This window comes from Glutamicibacter creatinolyticus (genome assembly GCF_006094275.1).
In the GTDB taxonomy this organism is placed as follows: Bacteria; Actinomycetota; Actinomycetes; order Actinomycetales; family Micrococcaceae; genus Glutamicibacter; species Glutamicibacter creatinolyticus.
In genome coordinates, this window is record NZ_CP034412.1 from 2,745,153 (window position 1) to 2,765,234 (window position 20,082).

General features: G+C 66.5%; 21 protein-coding genes and 1 pseudogene. 14 read left to right on the plus strand and 8 right to left on the minus strand.

The features are described from left to right. Positions 1–203: 203 nt before the first annotated feature. Both GcLGCM259_RS12635 and GcLGCM259_RS12640 read left to right on the plus strand, forming a co-directional pair. Positions 204–1,544 carry an MFS transporter gene (locus GcLGCM259_RS12635; RefSeq protein ID WP_138175775.1) on the plus strand — a complete coding sequence of 447 codons (1,341 nt, stop codon included), beginning with the start codon at positions 204–206 and terminating at the stop codon, positions 1,542–1,544. Between the two features lie 124 nt (positions 1,545–1,668). Beyond that, positions 1,669–2,692, plus strand: a pseudogene (locus GcLGCM259_RS12640) (IS481 family transposase). A gap of 18 nt (positions 2,693–2,710) precedes the next feature. Here GcLGCM259_RS12640 and GcLGCM259_RS12645 read toward each other — a convergent pair. Continuing rightward, positions 2,711–3,496, minus strand: coding sequence for a 3-hydroxybutyrate dehydrogenase (locus GcLGCM259_RS12645; RefSeq protein WP_138926814.1), 786 nt, complete (start codon positions 3,494–3,496; stop codon positions 2,711–2,713). A 169-nt stretch (positions 3,497–3,665) separates the two neighbouring features. On the opposite strand from GcLGCM259_RS12645, the gene GcLGCM259_RS12650 reads away from it, so the two are divergent. Further along, the gene (locus tag GcLGCM259_RS12650; RefSeq protein WP_138926815.1) at positions 3,666–4,385 is read left to right on the plus strand and encodes an NUDIX hydrolase; all 720 of its coding nucleotides are present in this window, start codon (positions 3,666–3,668) and stop codon (positions 4,383–4,385) included. Between the two features lie 42 nt (positions 4,386–4,427). Here GcLGCM259_RS12650 and GcLGCM259_RS12655 read toward each other — a convergent pair whose 3' ends face one another. Continuing rightward, on the minus strand, positions 4,428–4,874 hold the full coding sequence (locus tag GcLGCM259_RS12655) for a hypothetical protein (protein WP_138926816.1): 447 nt from the start codon (positions 4,872–4,874) through the stop codon (positions 4,428–4,430). A gap of 144 nt (positions 4,875–5,018) precedes the next feature. Further along, positions 5,019–5,483, minus strand: coding sequence for a hypothetical protein (locus GcLGCM259_RS12660; protein ID WP_138926817.1), 465 nt, complete (start codon positions 5,481–5,483; stop codon positions 5,019–5,021). Between the two features lie 171 nt (positions 5,484–5,654). Between GcLGCM259_RS12660 and GcLGCM259_RS12665 the strand changes: the two genes are divergently transcribed. After that, positions 5,655–6,218 carry a MarR family winged helix-turn-helix transcriptional regulator gene (locus GcLGCM259_RS12665; protein WP_138926818.1) on the plus strand — a complete coding sequence of 188 codons (564 nt, stop codon included), beginning with the start codon at positions 5,655–5,657 and terminating at the stop codon, positions 6,216–6,218. Positions 6,219–6,431: 213 nt separating this feature from the next. Next, on the plus strand, positions 6,432–6,641 hold the full coding sequence (locus GcLGCM259_RS12670) for a hypothetical protein (protein WP_138175763.1): 210 nt from the start codon (positions 6,432–6,434) through the stop codon (positions 6,639–6,641). A gap of 128 nt (positions 6,642–6,769) precedes the next feature. Here the strand turns inward: GcLGCM259_RS12670 and GcLGCM259_RS12675 are convergent, their stop codons facing one another. The 5 genes from GcLGCM259_RS12675 to GcLGCM259_RS12695 all read right to left on the minus strand — a co-directional run bounded on the left by GcLGCM259_RS12675 (position 6,770) and on the right by GcLGCM259_RS12695 (position 11,478). Continuing rightward, positions 6,770–7,906, minus strand: coding sequence for an acyl-CoA dehydrogenase family protein (locus tag GcLGCM259_RS12675; RefSeq protein ID WP_138926819.1), 1,137 nt, complete (start codon positions 7,904–7,906; stop codon positions 6,770–6,772). A 101-nt stretch (positions 7,907–8,007) separates the two neighbouring features. Next, positions 8,008–8,850, minus strand: a complete 843-nt coding sequence (locus GcLGCM259_RS12680) for an MBL fold metallo-hydrolase (RefSeq protein ID WP_138926820.1) — start codon at positions 8,848–8,850, stop codon at positions 8,008–8,010. Positions 8,851–8,894: 44 nt separating this feature from the next. Beyond that, positions 8,895–9,692 (minus strand): amino acid ABC transporter ATP-binding protein, encoded by a 798-nt coding sequence (locus tag GcLGCM259_RS12685; RefSeq protein WP_138926821.1) that lies wholly within the window; start codon positions 9,690–9,692, stop codon positions 8,895–8,897. Positions 9,693–9,694: 2 nt separating this feature from the next. After that, positions 9,695–10,555: an amino acid ABC transporter permease gene (locus tag GcLGCM259_RS12690; protein ID WP_138175755.1), complete on the minus strand. Its 861-nt coding sequence runs from the start codon at positions 10,553–10,555 to the stop codon at positions 9,695–9,697. Beyond that, a complete protein-coding gene (locus GcLGCM259_RS12695; protein WP_138926822.1) occupies positions 10,552–11,478 on the minus strand; it encodes an ABC transporter substrate-binding protein in 927 nt (308 codons plus the stop codon). The genes GcLGCM259_RS12690 and GcLGCM259_RS12695 overlap by 4 nt, the downstream gene beginning before the upstream one ends. A gap of 113 nt (positions 11,479–11,591) precedes the next feature. Here GcLGCM259_RS12695 and GcLGCM259_RS12700 point away from each other — a divergent pair, with 113 nt between their 5' ends. The 9 genes from GcLGCM259_RS12700 (at position 11,592) to GcLGCM259_RS12740 (ending at position 20,082) form a co-directional block, all read left to right on the plus strand. Then, positions 11,592–12,344: an IclR family transcriptional regulator domain-containing protein gene (locus GcLGCM259_RS12700; RefSeq protein WP_217496530.1), complete on the plus strand. Its 753-nt coding sequence runs from the start codon at positions 11,592–11,594 to the stop codon at positions 12,342–12,344. A 117-nt stretch (positions 12,345–12,461) separates the two neighbouring features. After that, a complete protein-coding gene (locus tag GcLGCM259_RS12705; RefSeq protein WP_138926824.1) occupies positions 12,462–12,842 on the plus strand; it encodes a YidH family protein in 381 nt (126 codons plus the stop codon). 21 nt (positions 12,843–12,863) lie between these two features. Further along, entirely contained in the window at positions 12,864–13,196 is a 333-nt protein-coding gene (locus GcLGCM259_RS12710) for a DUF202 domain-containing protein (protein WP_138926825.1), read from the plus strand. Positions 13,197–13,308: 112 nt separating this feature from the next. Next, positions 13,309–13,917, plus strand: coding sequence for an NAD(P)-dependent oxidoreductase (locus tag GcLGCM259_RS12715; RefSeq protein WP_138926826.1), 609 nt, complete (start codon positions 13,309–13,311; stop codon positions 13,915–13,917). A gap of 116 nt (positions 13,918–14,033) precedes the next feature. Then, positions 14,034–15,698: an ABC transporter substrate-binding protein gene (locus tag GcLGCM259_RS12720; protein ID WP_246049590.1), complete on the plus strand. Its 1,665-nt coding sequence runs from the start codon at positions 14,034–14,036 to the stop codon at positions 15,696–15,698. Between the two features lie 17 nt (positions 15,699–15,715). Beyond that, positions 15,716–16,651, plus strand: coding sequence for an ABC transporter permease (locus GcLGCM259_RS12725; RefSeq protein ID WP_249354428.1), 936 nt, complete (start codon positions 15,716–15,718; stop codon positions 16,649–16,651). After that, positions 16,648–17,445, plus strand: a complete 798-nt coding sequence (locus GcLGCM259_RS12730; protein ID WP_138926828.1) for an ABC transporter permease — start codon at positions 16,648–16,650, stop codon at positions 17,443–17,445. Before GcLGCM259_RS12725 ends, GcLGCM259_RS12730 begins: the two co-directional genes overlap by 4 nt. Continuing rightward, the gene (locus GcLGCM259_RS12735; protein WP_138926829.1) at positions 17,442–19,073 is read left to right on the plus strand and encodes a dipeptide ABC transporter ATP-binding protein; all 1,632 of its coding nucleotides are present in this window, start codon (positions 17,442–17,444) and stop codon (positions 19,071–19,073) included. The genes GcLGCM259_RS12730 and GcLGCM259_RS12735 overlap by 4 nt, the downstream gene beginning before the upstream one ends. A gap of 79 nt (positions 19,074–19,152) precedes the next feature. Next, positions 19,153–20,082, plus strand: coding sequence for a LysR substrate-binding domain-containing protein (locus GcLGCM259_RS12740; RefSeq protein ID WP_138926830.1), 930 nt, complete (start codon positions 19,153–19,155; stop codon positions 20,080–20,082).

The following is a 20,082-nucleotide window of genomic DNA, read 5'->3' on the forward strand; positions in this document are numbered from 1 at the left end:
GCCCTGCCTCCATCTTCAGACAGCGTCCGATGGCGTGGCAATCGCTGGTGCCGGACCGCGATGCGGACGTTGCGGCGAAGGGGATTGTCTCGATTGTGATTTAGCTCTACTCTATATCCATGTACGTTTTACGCACAAGTGTACGCATAGCGCACAAGCGTAGAATTTCAGTAGGACCCAGGACCTGATTCGAGGAGATCTTGATGTCACACATCCACCAGGGGGCGGACGCCAGCAATCCGCCGGTCCCCCAGCGCACGCCGGTCAAGGCGGCGTTGGCCAGCTTCATGGGCAGCGCCGTCGAATACTATGACTTCTTCATCTTCGGATCCGCCGCGGCCCTAATCTTCCCGCACATCTTCTTCCCCGACGCGGACACCAATGCCGCGGTGATGTCCCTGGCGACCTTCGGCTTCGCCTACATCGCCCGACCCATTGGTGCGGTGATCCTCGGACACTTCGGGGACCGGATTGGCCGGCAAAAGGTCTTGATGTTCACCCTGGTGATGATGGGCGCGGCCACCTTCGCCATCGGCTGCCTGCCGACCTTCGACCAGGTGGGTTGGCTGGCGCCGATCCTGCTGGTGCTGGCCCGGCTGCTGCAGGGGCTTTCCGCCGCGGGCGAGCAGGCCGGGGCCTCCTCACTGAGCCTGGAACACGCCCCGGATCACCGCCGCAGCTTCTTTACCTCCTGGACGCTGACCGGCACCCAGGGCGGGCAGATCCTGGCCGCCCTGGTGTTCATCCCCGTGGTGGCCCTGCCCGATGAGATCAAGTTCGGCATCGGCTGGCGCATCCCGTTCTGGCTTTCGGCCGTGGTGGTCATCGTGACCTACTTCATCCGCCGCTCCCTGCACGAGACCCCGGAGTTCGAGGCCGCGAAGAAGAACAATGAAATCGCCAAGCTGCCGCTGGGCGTACTGCTGCGCTTCCACTGGCGGGACGTGCTGCGGGTGATCCTGTGCGCGTTCATCGCCGCCGTCTCCACCGTCTACGGCACCCTGGCGATCTCCTACGGCAAGACCATCGGCCACCTGGATGAGTCGATCACCCTGTGGCTGGTGGTCGTGGGCAACATCGGTGCGCTGTTCACCCAGCCGCTCTTTGGCATGCTGGCCGACAAGATCGGACGCAAACCGGTGTACATCTACGGCGCACTGGGTTCGGCCGCCTTCATGCCCTTCTACATCCGTTCCATGGAAGGCGGCAACACGCTGCTGCAGTTCGCGTTGTCCCTGCTGGTCTTCTCCTGCGCCTACGCGGCCGCCAATGCGGTATGGCCCAGCTTCTATGCGGAGATGTTCTCCTCCCAGGTGCGCTTCTCCGGCCTGGCGATCGGCACCCAGCTCGGATTCCTGATGGCCGGCTTCGCCCCCTCGATCGTTGCGGCGATGGGTGGACTGGAGCCCGGGGGCTGGGTGCAGATCAGCCTGTTCACCGCCGCGGTCGCCCTGGTGGCCAGCATCTCGGCGCTGACCGCCCGGGAAACCTTCCGGGTGCCCACCCACCAGCTGGGACACCGGGTGCAGAAGGTCGCCGGCTAGGTGTACTGCCCAGGGACGTTGGTTGAATTCCTGCGACGACACGATATGAATTGATGGGATGACGAAGGCCTCCTGATGTGGAGTGGAGCTGTCTAAGTAACCGCTTCACAAACAGGAGGCCCTCATGTCCCACGCTAACGCAGCGCTGACCCCTAAAGCACGTTTGCGACTGGCCCAGCTCATTGTCGAGCACGGCTGGAGCGTGGCCGCCGCCGCGAAACTATTCATGGTCGCCTGGACCACAGCCAAGCGGTGGGAGCAACGCTACCGCGAGCACGGCAAGGACGGAATGAACGATCGTCCCAGCAGGCCGCGCACCAGCCCGAACCGCACCACCACTTCGGTGGTGAAGAAAATTCACCACTTCGGTGGTGAAGAAAATCGTGTCCCTGCGCTGGCGCAAGCGCCTGGGCCCAGTCCAGATCGCCTACCGGCTGGGCCTGGCCGCTTCGACCGTGCACGCGGTTCTGAAGCGGTGCCGAATCAATCGACTGCGCTACATCGACCGGGTCACCGGCGAGAGGATCCGTCGTTACGAACACCCCTATCCCGGGGCCATGATCCACGTGGATGTCACGAAGTTCGGCAACATCCCCGACGGCGGCGGACACCGGTTCCTGGGACGACAGGCCGGGGAACACAACTCACGGGTCACTGCGAACCGCACCGGCCAACGCACCCCCAGCGGACATCCCCGGCTGGGCACCGCCTTCGTGCACACCGTGATCGATGACCACTCACGGGTCGCGTACGCCGAGATTCACCAGAACGAAAAGGCAGTAACAGCCATCGCCGTGCTCCAACGAGCGGTGAAATGGTTCGCCGCTCGGAACGTCACCGTAGAGCGAGTGCTCAGTGATAACGGCTCCGCCTATCGCTCTCGCTCCTGGCGCGATGCCTGCCTTCAGCTGGGCGTGGTGCCGAAGCGAACCCGTCCCTACCGGCCCCAAACCAATGGCAAGATCGAGCGGTTTCACCGGACGCTGAGCGATGGGTGGGCCTATGCCAAGTTCTACGACAGTGAATCAGCACGCCGCCAAGCCCTGCCGGCATGGATTCATGAGTACAATCACCACAGGCCCCACACCGCGATCGGGAACCAGCCACCCATCAGCCGCTTAATCAACCTGCCTGGACAGTACAGCTAGGGTGGTTGGGCCGCGGCGCTAGTGCGCGGTCCAGCCCCCGTCCATGGTGTAGCTGGCCCCGGTGACCATGGCCGCCGGCCCGGCGGCCAGCCATTCGGCCAGCTCGGCCACCTCCTCGGGCTCCACCAGGCGCTTGATCGGACTTTCGGTGAGCATCACCTTGGCGACGACTTCGGATTCGGGGATGGAGTGCGCCGCGGCCTGGTCGGCGACCTGGCGCTCCACCAGGGCGGTGCGCACATAGCCGGGGTTGATGCAGTTGCTGGTGACCCCGTGCTGTGCACCTTCCAGGGCGGTGACCTTCGATAGCCCCTCCAGCCCGTGCTTGGCGGCCACGTAGGCAGACTTGTAGGCGCTGCCAATCAGCCCGTGGGCCGAGGAAATGTTGATGATGCGCCCGAAACCTCGCTCATACATGCCCGGCAGCACCGCTCGGATCAGCAGGAACGGGGCCTCGAGCATCAACCGGTGGATCAGCCGCCAGTCCTGCGGATCGAATTCATGGATCGGCGCGACCCGCTGCACCCCGGCATTGTTGACCAGGATGTCCGCCGATAACTCCAGGGTCTCCAGCGCCCGGGTGTCGGACAGATCCACCACCCATGATTCCCCGCCCACCTCGGCCGCGGCCTCGCTGGCCGCGGCCTCGTCCCGGTCGGCCACGATCACCTGCGCTCCGCGCCGGGCCAGGGCCCGCACGCAGGCCAGGCCGATGCCGCCGCCCCCACCGGTGACAATGGCCCGACGCCCGGCGAGCCCTTCATTGCCCGGTACCTGCCCACGGGCGGTTTCATTGGTTGTCATGGCATTTTCCTTCCGGGGTACGGCGTCCTCTTGATTCCCATCGTGCCAAGCCTCGCGGCGGGAACAACACCCCGGCGCCGTGTATTTTTGCAAAGCCGCGGTGCGCGGCTTCTCCCGGTGCCCCACGTCAAGGCGGCACTCACCGTCCAGATCGGCCATACTGGGAGCCATGGAGCAGAACTGGCCAGAACCGCAGCGCACCGCGGCACAGCGGGCGGCGCACGAGGCGGTAACGGTGCAACGGGCCGCCAGCGTGCTGCTGCTGCGGGAATCGGTCCATGGGCTGGAGGTCTTTATCCAGCACCGGACCCGGACCATGGATTTTGCCCCCGGGGTGGTCGTGTACCCCGGCGGGCGCGTCGACGAGCAAGACGCGGCGGCGGTAGACACGATTCCCGAACCGGTGGCTGCCGGACACGCCCAGCTGTGGCGGAACACCTCGCTGTGGGCCTTGGGCGAACAGCAATCGCACTTCGCCTCCGCCGTAGTGGCGGCCGCGGCCATCAGGGAGGTCTGGGAGGAAACCGGCGCCCGCCTGCACCCCCGCCAGCTGGTGCCGTGGGCGAACTGGATTACCCCGCTCGGCCACCCGAAGCGTTTTGACACCTTCTTCTATGTCGCCGGACTCGACGCTGGCCAGCAGCCGCGCCACCAGACCACCGAAGCCCTGGATTCGCATTGGATCACGCCTCGCCAGCTGCTGAAGGACACCGACTCCGGCAGGTTGCGGCTGATGGCTCCCACGCGGGCCACCCTGCTGGCGGTCATGAATGGCGGTACCCTGCCCGAGGTGCTTGACCGGCGCGAACCGGTCAGCCCCGTGCCCCCTGCGCACCTGCCCACGGCGGGTGCGGCGCTCAACGCAGCAGACCCGGGCCGCGGGCGATGACCGGGCAGGCGCGGGCCAGCATCAAGGCTTGAGGCGGTCCTGCTAGCGCATGGTGGCAAAGCGGTACCCCCGCTGGGACACGACCTCGCGAAAGACTTCGTGGGAAGGTATCTTGTGCGCCACGACCGAGTACTTCCACTGCGGCACCCGGAAGGTCATGACGCCATCAGCCTGGGTAAGCTTCCCGAAAAATTCACCCATCCCCATCTCCTGGGGCATCGCACCAACGGTCCGAAGATCCGGCTGCTGAGTGCTCAGGTGCAGCATCATCAGTTCATCCGTGTGCCGATCAATCACGGCAATAAACACTGCCCGGCCATGGATGGAGGCCAGGCCCATGGCATCAGCCAATGATTCTGAGGCCTGAGTCATCACAATGGGAACTCCGGCCTTCCACCCGAAGAGCCCCAAATACTCTTTGCCCTCGTTTGTTGCCAATACCTGCGCTACCCGCTGCGCAGTCTGTGTTCTGATGATACGACCGGGCATGTCTTGGGTTCCCTATCTCTAAGAACGACTAATTTCAGAAATCTACAAACACTGCACTGCGGTCTGGACGGCAGCGTTGCGGAGCGCCTGTGGTCACTTTTTGACTCGCGTCCGCCGGGCAAATCACCGTTTGAAGCAGTGCGCTTAGCTGAGGATCTTCTTCTGTGCCTGCGTTGCGTCACTGCGCAGGGCCGGGGAGGCAATAATTGGCTGTTCATCGGTCGAGAAGGGATCAATTAGCCAGCCCGCTTCGGCGGTGCCAGCCTGGGCCGCCCGCCCTGCCGCCACGGCGGGGGCGGGATGCTGACCCTGAACGGCAAATTGCAGGTTCCGCACCTCAAATTGAATGCCGATGACTTGTTCCAGCTGTGGCAGAAGTTCATCATTGACGAACTGCATCAAATCCGCAACGTATCGCTCGTCCGTCGCGGTGCACGCAAAATTGATGACCAGTTGACCCGGGTCACCGGTGATTGAGCACTGGCAGGAATGCACGTCTGCCCGTCCCCCACACTGGTAGCGGGCATAGCGGGCCACTTCGGACAACTTGCGTGACCAGGCCTTCCCGGCCGGAGGGTGATCCAGGTGCTCAAGATGATTCGTTGTCATGTCTCACTCCTCGTGTATCGGGATGTTCCATAGTACAATAACACTTAGCCTGGCTAACTGTTAGAAAGGCTATATGTAAGATTGTGATGTATCAAGCTGGAGATTGAAAAAACGGACTGGCCGGTGGATCCCAAGGTCTAAAGAACACGGCTCTCCAGTAGAAAGGCCCCGATGAGCGCACTTCAAAGCAGCGGTTACTGGTACCCGCAAGGGTCCGAGGAAACCACGCCGATCGATCTGCTCAACCTGCTGCGCCGCTATCGAAGTGCGGAACGCAAAATGCGGGCGGCAACCAGGGACTCCATGGGAATGGGCGAAACTGATCTTCTCGCCCTGCGCTTCCTGCTCAAGGCCCATCAATCCGGGCGGATACTGCGCCAAAAGGACTTTGCCAGCGAACTGGAGATCTCCAACGCCTCGGTATCGGCCCTGATTGACCGCTTGTGCCGCGACGGCTATGCACAGCGTGTGGTGCACCCCGAGGACCGCAGGTCGGTGGCGATCATGCCCACCAGGCACACGGATCAGGAGGTGCGTGAAACTCTTGGTCCCATGCATCAGCGAATGCTCGAAGCGGTGGAAAGCCTTACCGCGGATGAACGCACCGCAGCGGCCAAATTTCTCCATGGAATGATTCGAAGCGTAGAGAAAGTCGACACGTCGACGCCGACCACGCCGAAAGCCCCATCTTCCTCAGGCACCAAGGCTGCGGCCACGGCTCATACCGCCTCTTGAGCCGAGGTTCGCTAGAGCGTCATTCCAACCTCCGGCAACCGCGCGAAGCGGTTCTTTGCCAAAGCGCCCGCCCGCGCATGCTGGAGGTACCGATGAGCGGATGGCTTCTGAGCGGATCAGCCCTTCTTTGCGGGGCATTTCAGGTTTCCAACAACATCAGACGCGAAGGAGTAGCCCAGACAACGCGGAAGTCGACGAAAGGAGCATCAGCGGATGCCAAAAACCACCCTCCAGCTCACCCTGACCAAAGATCAATTCGACGATCTGTCCAATGCACTGGAAGATTACCGCGACCAGTTCGCCCAACGTGCCGGAGAGTCGGAGTTTGACCTCCTACTCGGCTCCGCATATTGGGAAGATCGGGCGCAGGAAGTTCAGGAACTGCTTGAGCGCATCCTCCAGTCGCCAAGCTACTGGCTATAGAACCGGGTGTGGCAGCACCAAGAATCGTGCGGGCAACGAAGTTCCGGCACGCGCGCATGCTGGCACAGGGGGACTCATCGAACGGCCTTCGCGAAGCGGGACCCGCCCCGCTGCAGCCCACGTCCGATCTAGGACTCGATCAGCGAACGCCCCACGATCAACTGCATGATTTCGTTGGTGCCCTCCAGGATCTGGTGGACCCGCAGGTCGCGGGCAATCTTCTCCAGGCCATACTCGCTGAGGTAGCCGTAGCCGCCATGCAGCTGGATGGCGCTGTTCGCGGCGTTGAAACCCGCATCTGTGGCCATTCGTTTGGCCATGGCACACAACCGGACAGCATCCGGAGCCTTGGCGTCCAACGCGGCGGCGGCGCGGCGCAGCAGGGTGCGCGCCGCCTCAAGGCGCATCTCCATGTCGGCCAGCTCGAAGACCAGCGCCTCCTGCCGGGTCAGTGGTCCGCCGAAGGCCTGGCGTTCCTTCAGATAGGCCACGCTCTTTTCCAGCGCGTGCTGACCACCGCCCAGTGAGCATGCCCCGATGTTCAGTCGTCCCCCATTCAGCCCGCGCATGGCAATGGAGAATCCCTGGCCCTCGGCACCGAGCATCTGGTCCGCCCCGACCCGCACGTCATCCATGATCACCTGGCGGGTGGGCTGGGCCTTCCACCCCATCTTCTTCTCGTTGGCGCCGAAGGACAGGCCCGGCGCGTCCGCGGGCACCAGGAAGGCGCTGATCCCCGCGGCCCCGTCCTGGGAGGTGCGGGCCATGACGATGTACAGCGCCGCTGATCCGGCCCCGGAAATGAACTGCTTGACGCCGTTGAGCACGTAGTCATCGCCCTCGCGCCGGGCCCGGGTGCTCAACGCCGCCGCGTCGGAACCGATCCCGGGCTCGGTCAGGCAGTACGCGCCCAGCTGCTGCATCTGCAGGATTTCCGGCAACCAGCGCGAACGCTGCTGTTCGGTGCCGAATGCGTCGATCATCCACACCACCATGTTGTGGATGGAAATGTAGGCTGCAATGCTTGGATCGGCCTTGGCCAGCTCCTCAAAGATCAGCACCGCGTCGCTGCGGGTCAACCCGGAGCCGCCGTGTTCCTCACTGACGTAGATGCCGCCCATCCCCAGCTCCCCGGCCTCGGCCAGCACATCGGTGGGAAAATGGGAAGTTGCGTCCCATTCCAGGGCGTGCGGGGCCAGCTTGTCCGTCGCGAAGTCCCGAACCATCTCCACCAGCGCCTGCTGGTCCTCATTCAGTTCAAACATTGCCGAACCCCTCCCTGACCACCAACGGCTACTTGTGACCCAGACTACATCCTGTCCGTGTGCTGCGGGTGGGGCTGAATCCGGGGACGCGGTCGGGGCACCTAGATTTCCATCAGGTCCGCACCCACGGTGATCGGCCCGCTGAAGTCCTGCTGCGCGTCTTGCAGCCAAACCTGGTCGGGAACCTGCGGGGCACTGGGCACGAAATGTGAGAGCACCAGGTGCCCGACCTCGGCGCGGGCCCCCACCGCGCCCACATCCGTGGAGGCGGTGTGGGAGTCGATCAGGTGTTCGCGCAGCCGCTGCCCGTTGGAGCGTTGCAGCAGGGGATCAATGCTGGGGATGTGCATCACCTCGTGCACCAGCACGTCGGCGCCGCGGGCCAGCTCCACCAGGGAGTCGCACGGCGTAGTGTCACCGGAAATGACGTAGCTGCGGTCCTCGGTGTCGATCCGGTAGGCCAGCGCCTCGATGGGCGGGTGGTTGACCCACGCCGCGGTGATCCGCACCCGCTCGTCTTCGAACACCAGGCCGGGCTCGGTGACGTTGCGGGCGCTGATCAGCGAGGCGAAGTCCGGCCGCCCCTCGTCCACGATGCGGATCTGCACGTCCCGGCGCGCGTAGTCCAGGAAGGAGTCCCACATGCTCTGCCAAGGGGCCGGGCCAAAGGTCTGCACCGGCCGGTCCAGATTGGCGCACCAGGCCAGGTGCAGCAGCGTGCCCACGTCCGCGTTGTGATCCGAGTGGTGGTGGGTGATCCCCACGGCGCGCAGCGAGTTGAAGGCCAGCCGGGCGCGTGCCAGTTGCCGGGCCACCCCGTTGCCCGCGTCGATGATGTAGGTGGCATCGCCCACGACGACCGCGTTGCATGCGGCATTGCGTTCGATCTTCGGGGTGGGCCCGCCCCCGGTGCCCAGCAGCACCAGCTTGCTCTTGGTGGTCATGATCCGCCTTTGGTTGTTCGTTGTTCTCAAATGCCTAGGAGCCGCTAATGGACATGGCGCAGGAAGTCGCGGGTGCGTTCATGGCTCGGGTCGTCGAAGACCTGGGCCGGGGGCCCGGATTCGAGGATCACCCCGTTGTCCATGACCACCACCTGGTCCCCGACCTCACGGGCGAACGCCATCTCGTGGGTGACCACGATCATCGTCATGCCCTGGTCGGCGAGCGCCTTCATCACCTTGAGCACCTCACCGACCAGCTCGGGGTCCAGCGCGCTGGTCGGCTCGTCGAAGAGCATCACCCGCGGCTTCATGGCCAGGGCCCGGGCGATGGCCACCCGTTGCTTCTGCCCACCGGATAGGGACGCCGGGTAGGCGTTCGCCTTGTTGGCCAGACCGACCCGTTCGAGCAGTTCCATGGCCGTGGCCTTGGCTTGGGTGGCGTTGGACTTGCCCAGCAGGGTGGGAGCCAGGGTGATGTTCTGCAGCACGGAGTAGTGCGGGAACAGGTTGAAGTGCTGGAAGACCATGCCGATCTCCTGGCGCTGCCGGTCGATTTCCCGGCGGCGGCGCAGGTGCATCTGCCCGCCGCGCTCAAAGTAGGACAGCGTCTGCCCATCCATGGTGATCCTTCCGGCATCCACGCTCTCCAGGTGGTTGATGCACCGCAGCAGCGTGGACTTGCCGGACCCGGAGGGGCCGAGCAGGCAGGCGACCTGGCCTTCATTGACCTGCAGGTCCACGCCCTTGAGGACATGCAACGGGCCGAAGAACTTGTGCAGGCCGCGCACCGTGAGCAGCGGCCTCGTGCTGGTCGCTGACGGGGCGGAGGTGGAATGGGCCATGACTACACCGAGCCTTTCCGCTGGCCGCGGGCCAGACGTCGTTCCAGGAAGCTTTGCCCAATGGTCGCGATGCCGGTGACCACCAGGTACCAGAGGAAGGCAACCACGAGCAGCTCCAGGGTGCGCAGGTTGGTGGCGGCGATGTTTTGGGCTTCGGTCAGCAGGTCGCCGCCGGCGATGACCGAGACCAGGGAGGTCATCTTGATCATCGTGATGAACTGGCTGCCCGTGGGGGGAATGATGATGCGCAGCGCCTGGGGCAGGATGACCCGGAACATGGTGCGCAGTGGCCCCAGCCCCAGGGCGTTGGCCGCCTCCTGTTGGCCGGTGTCCACCGCGGAGAGCCCGGAGCGGATGATTTCGGCCATGTAGGCCGCCTCGTTCAGCGCCAGCGCGATGATCGAGGCAACGAACGGGGTGATCAGGTCATTCATGTCCCAGCTGTACCAGAGCTCGCCGGTGATGGGGTTCAGCACGTCAATGCCCGACCAGAACAAGGAGATGTTCCCGACGAACAGGATCAGCAGCAGCAATGGGATGCTGCGCACGATGGCGACGTACGCGAAGCCGATGGCCCGCAGAACCGGGTTCCGCGACAGGCGCATCAGCGCCACGATGAACCCAGCCACGACCCCGATGACCATGGAGATTAGCGCCAGCACAATTGTGTTCTTCAGTCCGCTCATGATGCTGGGGTAGGTCAGGTACTCGGCGATGGTGGAGTGATCCAGTGCCCGGTTGCCCCACAGGCCGCGGGCGGCCATGATCACCAGGGCAATCACCAGCAGCCCGGACACCAGCCGCCAGGGGTGGCGCTGGCGGGCCACCGGGTCCTTGAGCTGTGAAATCTCAACGGTGCTCATTGGCCTGCCCCTGTCTCCTCATTCGCCTCGTCCTGTGGCGCATCCAGCGCCAGGTCCTGGATTTCCCATTTGGCCAGCAGTTCGTCCACGGTTCCCTCGGCCTGCATCACGTCCAGGGCGGACTGGATGGACTGCTTCAGATCGCGGCGGTCCTTGGCGGTGATGATGCCGATGGGCTGGCGCTGGTAGGTCGCTTCCCCGCCCATCTCGAAAACCTTGCTGGTCGCCTTGTTTTCGGCGATGTACCGCATCACCGGGGTGTTGCCCAAAAACGCTGCGGTGCGTCCGGCCTGCACGGAAAGCCGTGCATCACCCGGGGCGGAAAACTGGTTGATCTCGATCGGCTTCTTGCCCTCCTGCAGGCACTTGTCGTTTTCGTCCTCGGCCAGCTCCAGCTGAACCCCGCCGCGGACGATCGCGATCGACAACCCGCACAAATCAGCGGCGGATTCGATGCCGTGGGGGTTGCCGCGCTGCACCAGCGGGGAGGTGGCCTGGTTCATGTAGTTGGAGAAGTCCACGACCTGGGCCCGCTCCTGGGTGTCGCCGATCAGGTCAATGCCGGCGTCGATCTGCTTGGATTTCACTGCCGGGATCAACCCGGCGAACGGCAGCTGCTTCCAGCGGATCTCCACCCCGAGCAGGTTGCCGATTTCTTCGACCACGTCGACGTTGATTCCCTGGTAGCCCTTGTCCGCCGGGAAGTTCATGGGCGGTGAGGCCAGTTGCGAGCCGAAGACCAGGTAGCCGCGCTCCTTGACGCTTTCGGGCAGCGGCACCACCTCGGTGTAGGCCTGCTGGGCACCGGCGCTCTGCGCCGGCTCGGTCCCGCCCTCGCGCAGCACGACGCAGCCGCTGAGCCCCAGGGTCAGGGCCAGCGCGCCGGCCAGGGCCGCAACGAGGCGTGATGATCGATGAAGCATGAAAACCCCTGACTTCGCAGAGCGAAAATACTTTTCGGTGTGCGTAAAGTATGATTGTGACCGTCGTCTCAGGTCAAGAGGCGGCGTTGATGTTTCTTTGCGGAAGGATTCCGATGCCCGTGCCCCATGACTCCCCCACGGGAGTACAGTCCTTCGCCCGCGGGTTGAGCGTGATCAAGGCATTCACCGGTTTTCCACTCACCCTGAGCGAAGTCGCCGAACGCACCGGCCTGGCCCCGGCTGCGGTGCGCCGCTACCTGGCCACCCTCACCGAGCTTGGCTACCTTGCGCAGCACGGGTCATTGTTCAGCGCACGGGCCAAGCTGCTGGAGCTGGCCCAGCCCTACTTGACGGCCAATGAAACCGCCCGCAAGGCCGAACCGATCCTGCGTCAGCTCTCGGACACGGTCAACGAAACCGCCACCCTCACCCAATATTCCAACGGGGAGGTCATTAACGTGCTGGCCACCCAGACCACCCAGGAGCTGGCGATCCAGGTCAATGCCGGACGCCACCTGCCCGCCTACTGCACCGCCATGGGGCGGGCCATGCTTTCCCTGTTGCCCGCCGAGGAGGCCCGGGCGGTCATTGAGTCCTCGACCCGCATCGAATTGACCTCGCGCACGTTGACCGACAGCACCCAGATCATGGAGCAGATCGAGCTGGCACGGCAACGCGGATACTGCTTCGTGGAAGAAGAACACACCCTGGGCATCCGCACACTGTCCGTTCCCCTGCAGCTGCCCCAGGGGCCGCTCATCGCCCTGAGCGCGCCCACCCCGACCGCACGGGAGGACCGGGAGAGCTACCTGCAGCGGGTGCTGGAGCCGCTGCAGCTCGCGGCCTCCCGGATGCGGGCCGAATAACCGGTTAATAATTGCCGTCTGCAACCACTTTTCAGGTGCCGCCATCCCCGGACATGATGAACTTAGATGCAGTCCGCGTGCCGGCGACCCCGCTTCCGACCCCTTCCAAGGAGGATCATGTCCACCCATGAACGCAGCCGCCTGGCCCGGTGGCTCCTGCCCCGCGGCAAGGAACCTGACCCGCGCTTCACCCTGGCCAATGAGCGCACGTTTTTGGCCTGGATCCGCACGTCCCTGGCCTTCCTGGCTGGCGGCATCGCCCTGGAGGCCTTCACCGCCGCGTCCTTCTCCACTCCGCTGCGCACCTGGCTGGCGCTGATTGTCATTGGCATCGGCATGCTGATCGCCGGCGGAGCGGCCTTCCGCTGGCTGCGGGTCGAGCGCCGGATGCGTGAGGACTCCCCGCTGCCGGTTCCGGCGATCGTGCCGCTGCTGGGGTTCGGGGCGGTGGCCGCGGCGGTGGCGGCCGTGGCAATGATCCTGGCCAATGGCTTCTAGGCCACCGGGGAGGCAGGACTCATGAAGGATGTGCGCATTTCTGATCCCGGGCTGCAGCCCGAACGCACCGTGCTGGCCTGGGGCCGCACCCTGATCTCCTTCCTGGTCGTCAGCGCCGTGTTCCTGCGTTGGCTGCCGCATTACGGGCAGTCCCTGCTGGTGCTGGTGGGGATTGCCGCGCTGGTCGCCGGCGGCATCTTCCTCTCCCAGCGCCGCCGCTACCGGCGGATGGCCCACGGGCTGGAGGCCGGAAGGGTACAGGCCGACGCGGTGGCCGTGTTCGCCACCGCCGCGGCCACCCTCGCGTTGGGAGCCACGGCCCTGGTTCTGCTGCTCGGTCCGCTGCTGCGCTGACCCCCCGGGGCGCGGTGTCCTTTGATGACCGGGACGTTGTTCGCCTGGCGGCACACTGGATAATCTGATCTGGAATGGGCCGCCGGCCCACGCCAATCCGAAAGGACCGAGAATGAAGATTGCAGTGTACGGAGCCACCGGGGCCGTGGGCAGCCAGGTGGTCGCCGAAGCCCTCTCCCGCGGACACGAGGTCACCGCGGTAACCCGTTCGGGAACCTCGGTCCAGGGCGCCACCGCGGTGAGTGCCGAGCTCTCCGATGCGGGCACCTATCGCGAACTGGGCAAGAACCATGACGCAGTGGTCATCGCGGTGCCCCCATCACGCACCGGAGGGGACCACCAGGAGTACCTGGATGCCTTCGAGGAAATCACCGAAACCCTGGTCCCGGCCCGCCTGCTGGTGGTCGGCGGCGCCGGGGCAACCGAGGTTGACGGGGTGCGTCTGCTGCAGACCCCGGACTTCCCCGACGCCTACAAGGCCGAGGCCGAGACCAGCGCGCAGGTCTATGACATGTTCACCTCCGTTTCCGGGATCACCTGGACGGTGGCCGCCCCGGCCCCGGAAATCGCCTCCGGCCGCCGCACCGGCAGCTACAGCCTGGGCACCGATTCCCCGGCCGGGGACTTCGTCTCCACCCAGGACTTCGCGGTGGCGATCCTCGATGAGCTGGAGAGCCCGGCCCATGAGAACCGCCGGATGACCGTGGCCAGCCAGAAGTAGGCGCGCGGGCATGCCGGGTGTGATCTGGAATACCCGACATGCCCGGCCCGGGCCCGGGTGACTATTGTGGAACCCAGGACTATCCATCATTTTTCGCCCCACGAGGTATTTTCCCCTTGAAGCAACGCACCGCCCGCTCCCGGCGCCTGGCCCTTGGCGCGCTGTCCATCCCGTTGAGCCTGGCCGTGCTGGCCGGATGTTCCAGCCCCACCAGCCCCTCCCCGCAGGGCGAATCGGCGGACCCGGTCACCGGCGGCACACTGATCTACGCCTCCGGGGACGCCGAACCAACCTGCCTGGACCCGCACGTGGGCGGCAACTACCCGCAGGCGCTGGTGGCCTCGCAGTACCTGGAGACGCTGTTCACCAAGGACGCGAACGGCCAGATCGTGCCGTGGCTGGCTGAGTCCACGAAGGTGTCCGAGGACGGGCTGGTGCGCACCATCACCGTGCGTGACGGCATCACCTTCCACGACGGCACGAAGCTGGGCGCCGAGGCGGTCAAGGCCAACATCGAGCACCTGCAGGACCCGGACACCGCCTCCTCCACCGGGTACCTGGCGGTGGGCAAGGTCGACCAGATCAAGCTGGTGGACGAGCGCACCGCCGAACTGCACCTGTCCACCCCGGACAACGCGCTGCTGGAGTCGCTGTCCATGCCGTGGACCGCCATCCAGTCCCCCAAGGCGCTGGAGCGCGAGCAGTCCGCGAACTGCGCCTCCCCGGTGGGCACCGGCCCGTTCAAGGTCGATTCCTGGGACCGCCAGGACGCGGTGCACCTGGTGCGCAACGAGGACTATGTCTCCCCGGCTCCCCAGCAGGGGCGCGAACAGCAGGGCGCCTACCTGGACGGGATCACCTGGCGCTTCATCCCGGAGGCCGCCACCCGCTACGCGGCCCTGTCCTCCGGCGAGGTCGACGTGATCGACAACGCCCAGCCGGACACCATCTCCTCGGCCGAGGGCGCCGGGCTGGGGCACCTGGACGCCCCGCGCCCGGGCGCCTCAAACCGCATTGAGCTGAACAGCGCCAAGGCCCCGTTTGACGACATCAAGGTGCGCGAGGCGTTCATCCGCGCGCTGGATGTGAACGCGGGCATCGACGCCCTGTTCTTCGGCACCGCCCCGCGCAGCTACTCGCTGCTCTCCTCCGTGGAGCCGCTGGGCATCTCCCAGGAGGCGCTCTTCGCCCCGGACGTGGCCAAGGCCGAGCAGCTGCTGGACGAGGCCGGCTGGAACCAACGTGACGCCGAGGGCTACCGGGTGAAGGACGGCAAGCGGCTGAGCGTCAGCTTCCCGGTGTCCACAAACCAGTCGGTGCCGGCCGAACAGTCCCTGTTCGAACAGATCCAGGCCTCGGCGAAGAAGGTCGGAATCGAAGTGAAGATCAACCTGCTGGACCTTTCCAGCTGGTACGGGGCACTGGCCAAGCACGAGTACAACCTGGTCTCCGCGCCGTACACGAAGGTCGGGCCCAGCGTGCTGCGCATCCTCTACCATTCGGACTCCACCGTGCCGGCCCCCTCGGGCTACTTCGCGAACAACGCCCAGCTCAAGGACCCGCAGATCGACCAGCTGCTGACCGAGGCGGAGCAGACCGAGGATGAGGCCGAACGCGCCGAGAAGTACCGCAAGGCCCAGGAGCTGATCCTGGGCGGCTACTACGTGCTGCCGCTGTACGACCAGCAGAACCACTTCCTCTACGGCAAGGACGTCAAGGGCATGGGCGCGACCACCGCGGTCTCCACCCCGGTGTACTACGACGTGTTCCTGGACCGCTAGGGTCCACCGGGCAACCGATGATGGGTACGCTGCGGTGGCTGGGCCGACGGCTGGGCGGGGCGCTGGTGGTGCTGTGGCTGGTGGCCACCGCCATCTTCCTGGGCATCCGGCTGATCCCCGGGGACCCGGCCGAGGCGATCATGGGCGGTCCCGGCTCCCAGGCCTCCGCCGAGGCGCTGGCCGCGGCCCGCGCCGAGTACGGGCTGGATCTGCCGTTGCCGGCGCAGTACCTGATGTTCCTGGGCAAGCTGGTGCGCCTGGACTTTGGCACCTCCTATTCCCTGAAGGACCCGGTGCTCACGGTCATGGGCGAGGTGCTGCCCTCCACCCTGGTGCTGGCGCTGCTGGGACTGGTGCTGGCCTGGGTGCTGGCGCTGGTGTTCGCCGCGCTGTCGCTGCGCGCCAACCGGTTCGGTGAACTGCTGGGCAACACGGTGGAGATCGTGGCCGCCGCGGTGCCGCACTTCTGGCTCGGCGCGGTGCTGATCATGGTGTTCTCCACGATGCTGGGCTGGTTGCCGGCGGTGGACAACGGCAGCGCGGCCGGGCTGCTGCTGCCGGTGCTGACCCTGGCCCTGCCGCTGGCCGGGTTCCTCACCCAGCTGATGCGCGATTCGCTGGCCTCCGCGTTTTCCAGCCAGTTCGCGCTGGCCGCCCGCGCCCGCGGGGCCAGCCGGCTGCAGCTGTTCTGGCGCCACGGGCTGCGCCACGCCGCGCTGCCGGCGCTGAGCCTGACCGGCTGGGCGTTTTCCTCCCTGCTCTCCGGGGCCGTGGTGGTCGAAGCCGTGTTCGCCCGCCCGGGGCTGGGCCGGGCGCTGCTCTCCGCGGTGCTCTCCCGCGACATCCCCATGGTCACCGGCATCGCCTTGTTCTCCGCCGCCAGCTACATGGTGGTGATGGCCGTGACCGAGGCCGTGGAACGGCTGATCAACCCGGCCGGGGTCCGGGCATGAGCCGGCTGGCGAAGCTCGGGACCGGGGTGTTCCTGGTGCTGCTGGTGGTGCTCGCGCTCTTCCCGCAGTGGCTGGCCCCGGGCGACCCGCTGGCGGTGAACCCGGCCGAGGCGTTCCAGGCCCCGAACCTGCACCACGTGATGGGCACCGACGAATCCGGGCGCGATGTGCTCACCCGGATCGTGCACGGCGCCCGGGACTCGCTGTTCATCGGGGTGGCGGCCACCACACTGGGCATGGGCATCGCGGTGCTGCTGGGCACCGCCGCCGCCCTGTCCCCGCGCTGGCTGGACGAGGCGATCCTGCGGGTGCTGGAGGCGCTGTACGCGATTCCCTCGCTGCTGATGGCGCTGCTGATCATCGCGTTTACCGGCCCCGGGGTCGGTCCGGCGATCGTCGCGGTGGGCCTGTCGACCGCGCCGGGCTACGCCCGGCTGGTGCGCAGCCAGATCCGCACCCTGAAGGCCTCGGAAATGCTGGAGGCCGCCACCGTGCTGGGCCGCGGCACCCTGGCCAAGGTGCGCAACCACCTGCTGCCCAACGCCCTGCGCCCGCTGCTGGCGCTGATCACCCTGGGGGTGGGCCAGGCGGTCATCTGGGCCTCGGCGCTGTCCTTCCTGGGGCTGGGCACTCCCCCGCCGGCCCCCGAATGGGGTGCGATGCTCGCCGCCGGTCGCACCTACCTGCACCTGGCCTGGTGGTTGAGCTTCTTCCCGGGCCTGGCCATCGTGGTTGTGGCCGCCGGGGCAACGATGATCGGCCGGGCACTGGGCGGAAAGGTGAACGCGGCATGAGGGCAAGCACCACGAAGCGGGAAAACCCCGGCGCTGCGCCGCTGATCGAAGTCGAGCAGCTGGCGGTGCGCTTTGGCGCGCAGGGCGCGGTGGACGGGGTCAGCTTCACCCTGCACGCCGGGCAGTGCCTGGCGCTGGTGGGCGAATCCGGGTCAGGCAAGTCGGTGACCGCCCGCAGCCTGCTGGGGCTCAGCGGCGGAACCGTCACCGCCGACCGGCTGCGGGTGCTCGGCCAGGACGGGCTGAGGCTGGGTGAAGACGGCTGGCGGACCGTGCGCGGGGCGCAGATCGGCCTGGTGCTGCAGGACGCGCTCTCCGCACTGGACCCGCTGCGCCCGGTGGGCCGGGAAATCTCAGACGCGCTGCGTGGAACGCGGCGCGCCGAACGCCGCGCCCGGATGCTGCAGATGCTGCAGGCGGTGGGCATGGATGACCCGGCCCGCCGCGCCGCCCAGCGCAGCGGGGAACTGTCCGGCGGCATGCGCCAGCGCGCCCTGATCGCCCAGGCGCTGATCGGGGACCCGCAGGTGGTGATCGCCGACGAGGCGACCACGGCCCTGGATGCGGGGCTGACCGCCCTGGTGCTGCGCCAGCTGCGTGAGCTGAAGGCGCAGGGCCGGGCGGTGCTGATGATCAGCCACGACCTGGCCCAGGTGGCGCAGGTCGCGGATCGGATCGCGGTGATGCGCGGCGGGAAGATCGTGGAAAGCGGTCCTGCCGAAGAACTGCTGGGCGCCCCGCGCCACGAGTACACCCAGACCCTGTTGCGCGCCGTCCCCTCCGGGGTGCCGCGCTTCACCCCGCTGGCGGCCAGCACCCCACGCCCGGCGCCGCAGCCGGCAACGGCCGCCACCGCGCAGACCGAGTCCCGGCCGGAACCGGCGCTGCAGGTCAGCGGGCTGTCCAAGGCCTTCGGCGGCCAACTGGCGGTGGATGACGTCAGTTTCACGCTGCCGCGCGGGGCCACCCTGGGGATCGTGGGCGAATCGGGCAGCGGCAAGACCACCACCGCGCGCATGGTGCTGGGCCTGCAGCGCCCGGACGCCGGCACGGTGCGGCTGCTGGGGCGCGGGTTCGTGCCCGCCCGGGAAGCCGAACGCCGCCCGCTGCGCCGGGCCATGGGCGCGATCTACCAGAACCCGCTGGGCTCCTTCGACCCGCGCTACACGGTCGGGGCGCTGCTGGCCGATGCGCTCACCTCCGGGCGCAGCCGGCGCCTGTCCCCGGTGCGCGATCAGGTCCACGCACTGCTGCGCCAGGTGCAGCTGGACGAGCAGCTGGCCAACCGCTACCCCACCCAGCTCTCCGGAGGCCAGCGCCAGCGCCTGGCGATTGCCCGGGCCCTGGCCCCCAGGCCCGCGGTGCTGGTGCTGGACGAACCGGTCTCCGCGCTGGATGTGTCCATCCAGGCCACGGTGCTGGACCTGCTGGATGAACTGCAGGTCCAGACCGGGACCAGTTACCTGTTCATCAGCCATGACCTGTCGGTGATCGAGCACATGAGCGATCAGGTGGCGGTGATGTACCAGGGCCGGTTCGTGGAGAGCGGACCCACCGCCGAGGTGTTCGCCAATCCGCAGCACCCCTACACCCAGCGCCTGCTCTCCGCGGTGCCGCGGCTGCGCTAGCCAGAGAACCATTGCGCCTGCCTCTTCCCGGCGGGGACACGGTGCCCGCCGGCGCCCGGGCGCTGGCTAAACTGGCCAGGTGATCAACTACACCCTGCGCCAGCTGCACTACTTCCTGGCGGTGGCCGAGGCCGGTTCCATTTCCGCGGCCGCAACCGCCAGCCACATCTCCCAGGCGGCCATGTCCCAGGCGATGGATGATCTGGAACGCGCGGTCGGCGCCCAGCTGCTGGTACGCCGCCGCGCCCGCGGGGTGGAGCTGACGGCGGTGGGCACCGTGTTCCTGCATGATGCCCGCGAACTGATGCGCCACGCCGAGGAGGTGCAGGGGCAGATCATTGAACGCCAAACCACCCTGGCCGGCCCGCTGGTCATCGGCTGCTACTCCTCGCTGGCGGCCTTCTGGATCCCGGTGATCTGTGAAAAGTTCACCAAGCCGAACCCGGGCCTGAGCGTCACCCTGGTGGAGGGTGACGGGGCGGAGCTGCAGCAGCAGATGCTCAAGGGGCACCTGGATGTGGTGCTCACCCACACCCGCCACCTGCTGCCCCAGGTGCACCACCGCACCGTGATGTCCGGTCGGCCCTATGTTCTGGTCGCCGCCAACCACCGGTTGGCCGCCCGCTCCTCGGTGCGGCTCAGCGAACTGGCCGAGGAGGATTTCGTGGGCCTGGACCTGCCCACGGTGCGTGATAACCAGCTGGTGAACCTGCGCATGTCCGGCCTGGATCCGAAGGTGCGCTGGAGTTCGCAGAGCTTCGAGGCGGTGCGCGGCATGGTGGCCCGCGGTCTGGGCTACACGGTGCTGGTGCAGCGCCCGCCTGTGAACGTCAGCTATGACGGGCTGCCGCTGGCGGTGCTGGAGATCGAAGGCCCGGTGGGGGTCAGCGACATCTGCGTCGCCTACACCGCCTCCGAACGCCCCAGCCTGCGGCTGCGTGCCTTCCTGGACTTCTGTGAACAAGTGGGCGCCAAACGCGACGCCGGGGACGCCCGGGGCTCTTCCTAG

Bases quoted from the DNA above. Each gene is read 5' to 3' on its own strand.
- GcLGCM259_RS12635 (WP_138175775.1), top strand. From the start codon at position 204: ATGTCACACATCCACCAGGGGGCGGACGCCAGCAATCCGCCGGTCCCC.
- GcLGCM259_RS12645 (WP_138926814.1), bottom strand. From the start codon at position 3,496: ATGACAACCAATGAAACCGCCCGTGGGCAGGTACCGGGCAATGAAGGG.
- GcLGCM259_RS12650 (WP_138926815.1), top strand. From the start codon at position 3,666: ATGGAGCAGAACTGGCCAGAACCGCAGCGCACCGCGGCACAGCGGGCG.
- GcLGCM259_RS12655 (WP_138926816.1), bottom strand. From the start codon at position 4,874: ATGCCCGGTCGTATCATCAGAACACAGACTGCGCAGCGGGTAGCGCAG.
- GcLGCM259_RS12660 (WP_138926817.1), bottom strand. From the start codon at position 5,483: ATGACAACGAATCATCTTGAGCACCTGGATCACCCTCCGGCCGGGAAG.
- GcLGCM259_RS12665 (WP_138926818.1), top strand. From the start codon at position 5,655: ATGAGCGCACTTCAAAGCAGCGGTTACTGGTACCCGCAAGGGTCCGAG.
- GcLGCM259_RS12670 (WP_138175763.1), top strand. From the start codon at position 6,432: ATGCCAAAAACCACCCTCCAGCTCACCCTGACCAAAGATCAATTCGAC.
- GcLGCM259_RS12675 (WP_138926819.1), bottom strand. From the start codon at position 7,906: ATGTTTGAACTGAATGAGGACCAGCAGGCGCTGGTGGAGATGGTTCGG.
- GcLGCM259_RS12680 (WP_138926820.1), bottom strand. From the start codon at position 8,850: ATGACCACCAAGAGCAAGCTGGTGCTGCTGGGCACCGGGGGCGGGCCC.
- GcLGCM259_RS12685 (WP_138926821.1), bottom strand. From the start codon at position 9,692: ATGGCCCATTCCACCTCCGCCCCGTCAGCGACCAGCACGAGGCCGCTG.
- GcLGCM259_RS12690 (WP_138175755.1), bottom strand. From the start codon at position 10,555: ATGAGCACCGTTGAGATTTCACAGCTCAAGGACCCGGTGGCCCGCCAG.
- GcLGCM259_RS12695 (WP_138926822.1), bottom strand. From the start codon at position 11,478: ATGCTTCATCGATCATCACGCCTCGTTGCGGCCCTGGCCGGCGCGCTG.
- GcLGCM259_RS12700 (WP_217496530.1), top strand. From the start codon at position 11,592: ATGCCCGTGCCCCATGACTCCCCCACGGGAGTACAGTCCTTCGCCCGC.
- GcLGCM259_RS12705 (WP_138926824.1), top strand. From the start codon at position 12,462: ATGTCCACCCATGAACGCAGCCGCCTGGCCCGGTGGCTCCTGCCCCGC.
- GcLGCM259_RS12710 (WP_138926825.1), top strand. From the start codon at position 12,864: ATGAAGGATGTGCGCATTTCTGATCCCGGGCTGCAGCCCGAACGCACC.
- GcLGCM259_RS12715 (WP_138926826.1), top strand. From the start codon at position 13,309: ATGAAGATTGCAGTGTACGGAGCCACCGGGGCCGTGGGCAGCCAGGTG.
- GcLGCM259_RS12725 (WP_249354428.1), top strand. From the start codon at position 15,716: ATGATGGGTACGCTGCGGTGGCTGGGCCGACGGCTGGGCGGGGCGCTG.
- GcLGCM259_RS12730 (WP_138926828.1), top strand. From the start codon at position 16,648: ATGAGCCGGCTGGCGAAGCTCGGGACCGGGGTGTTCCTGGTGCTGCTG.
- GcLGCM259_RS12735 (WP_138926829.1), top strand. From the start codon at position 17,442: ATGAGGGCAAGCACCACGAAGCGGGAAAACCCCGGCGCTGCGCCGCTG.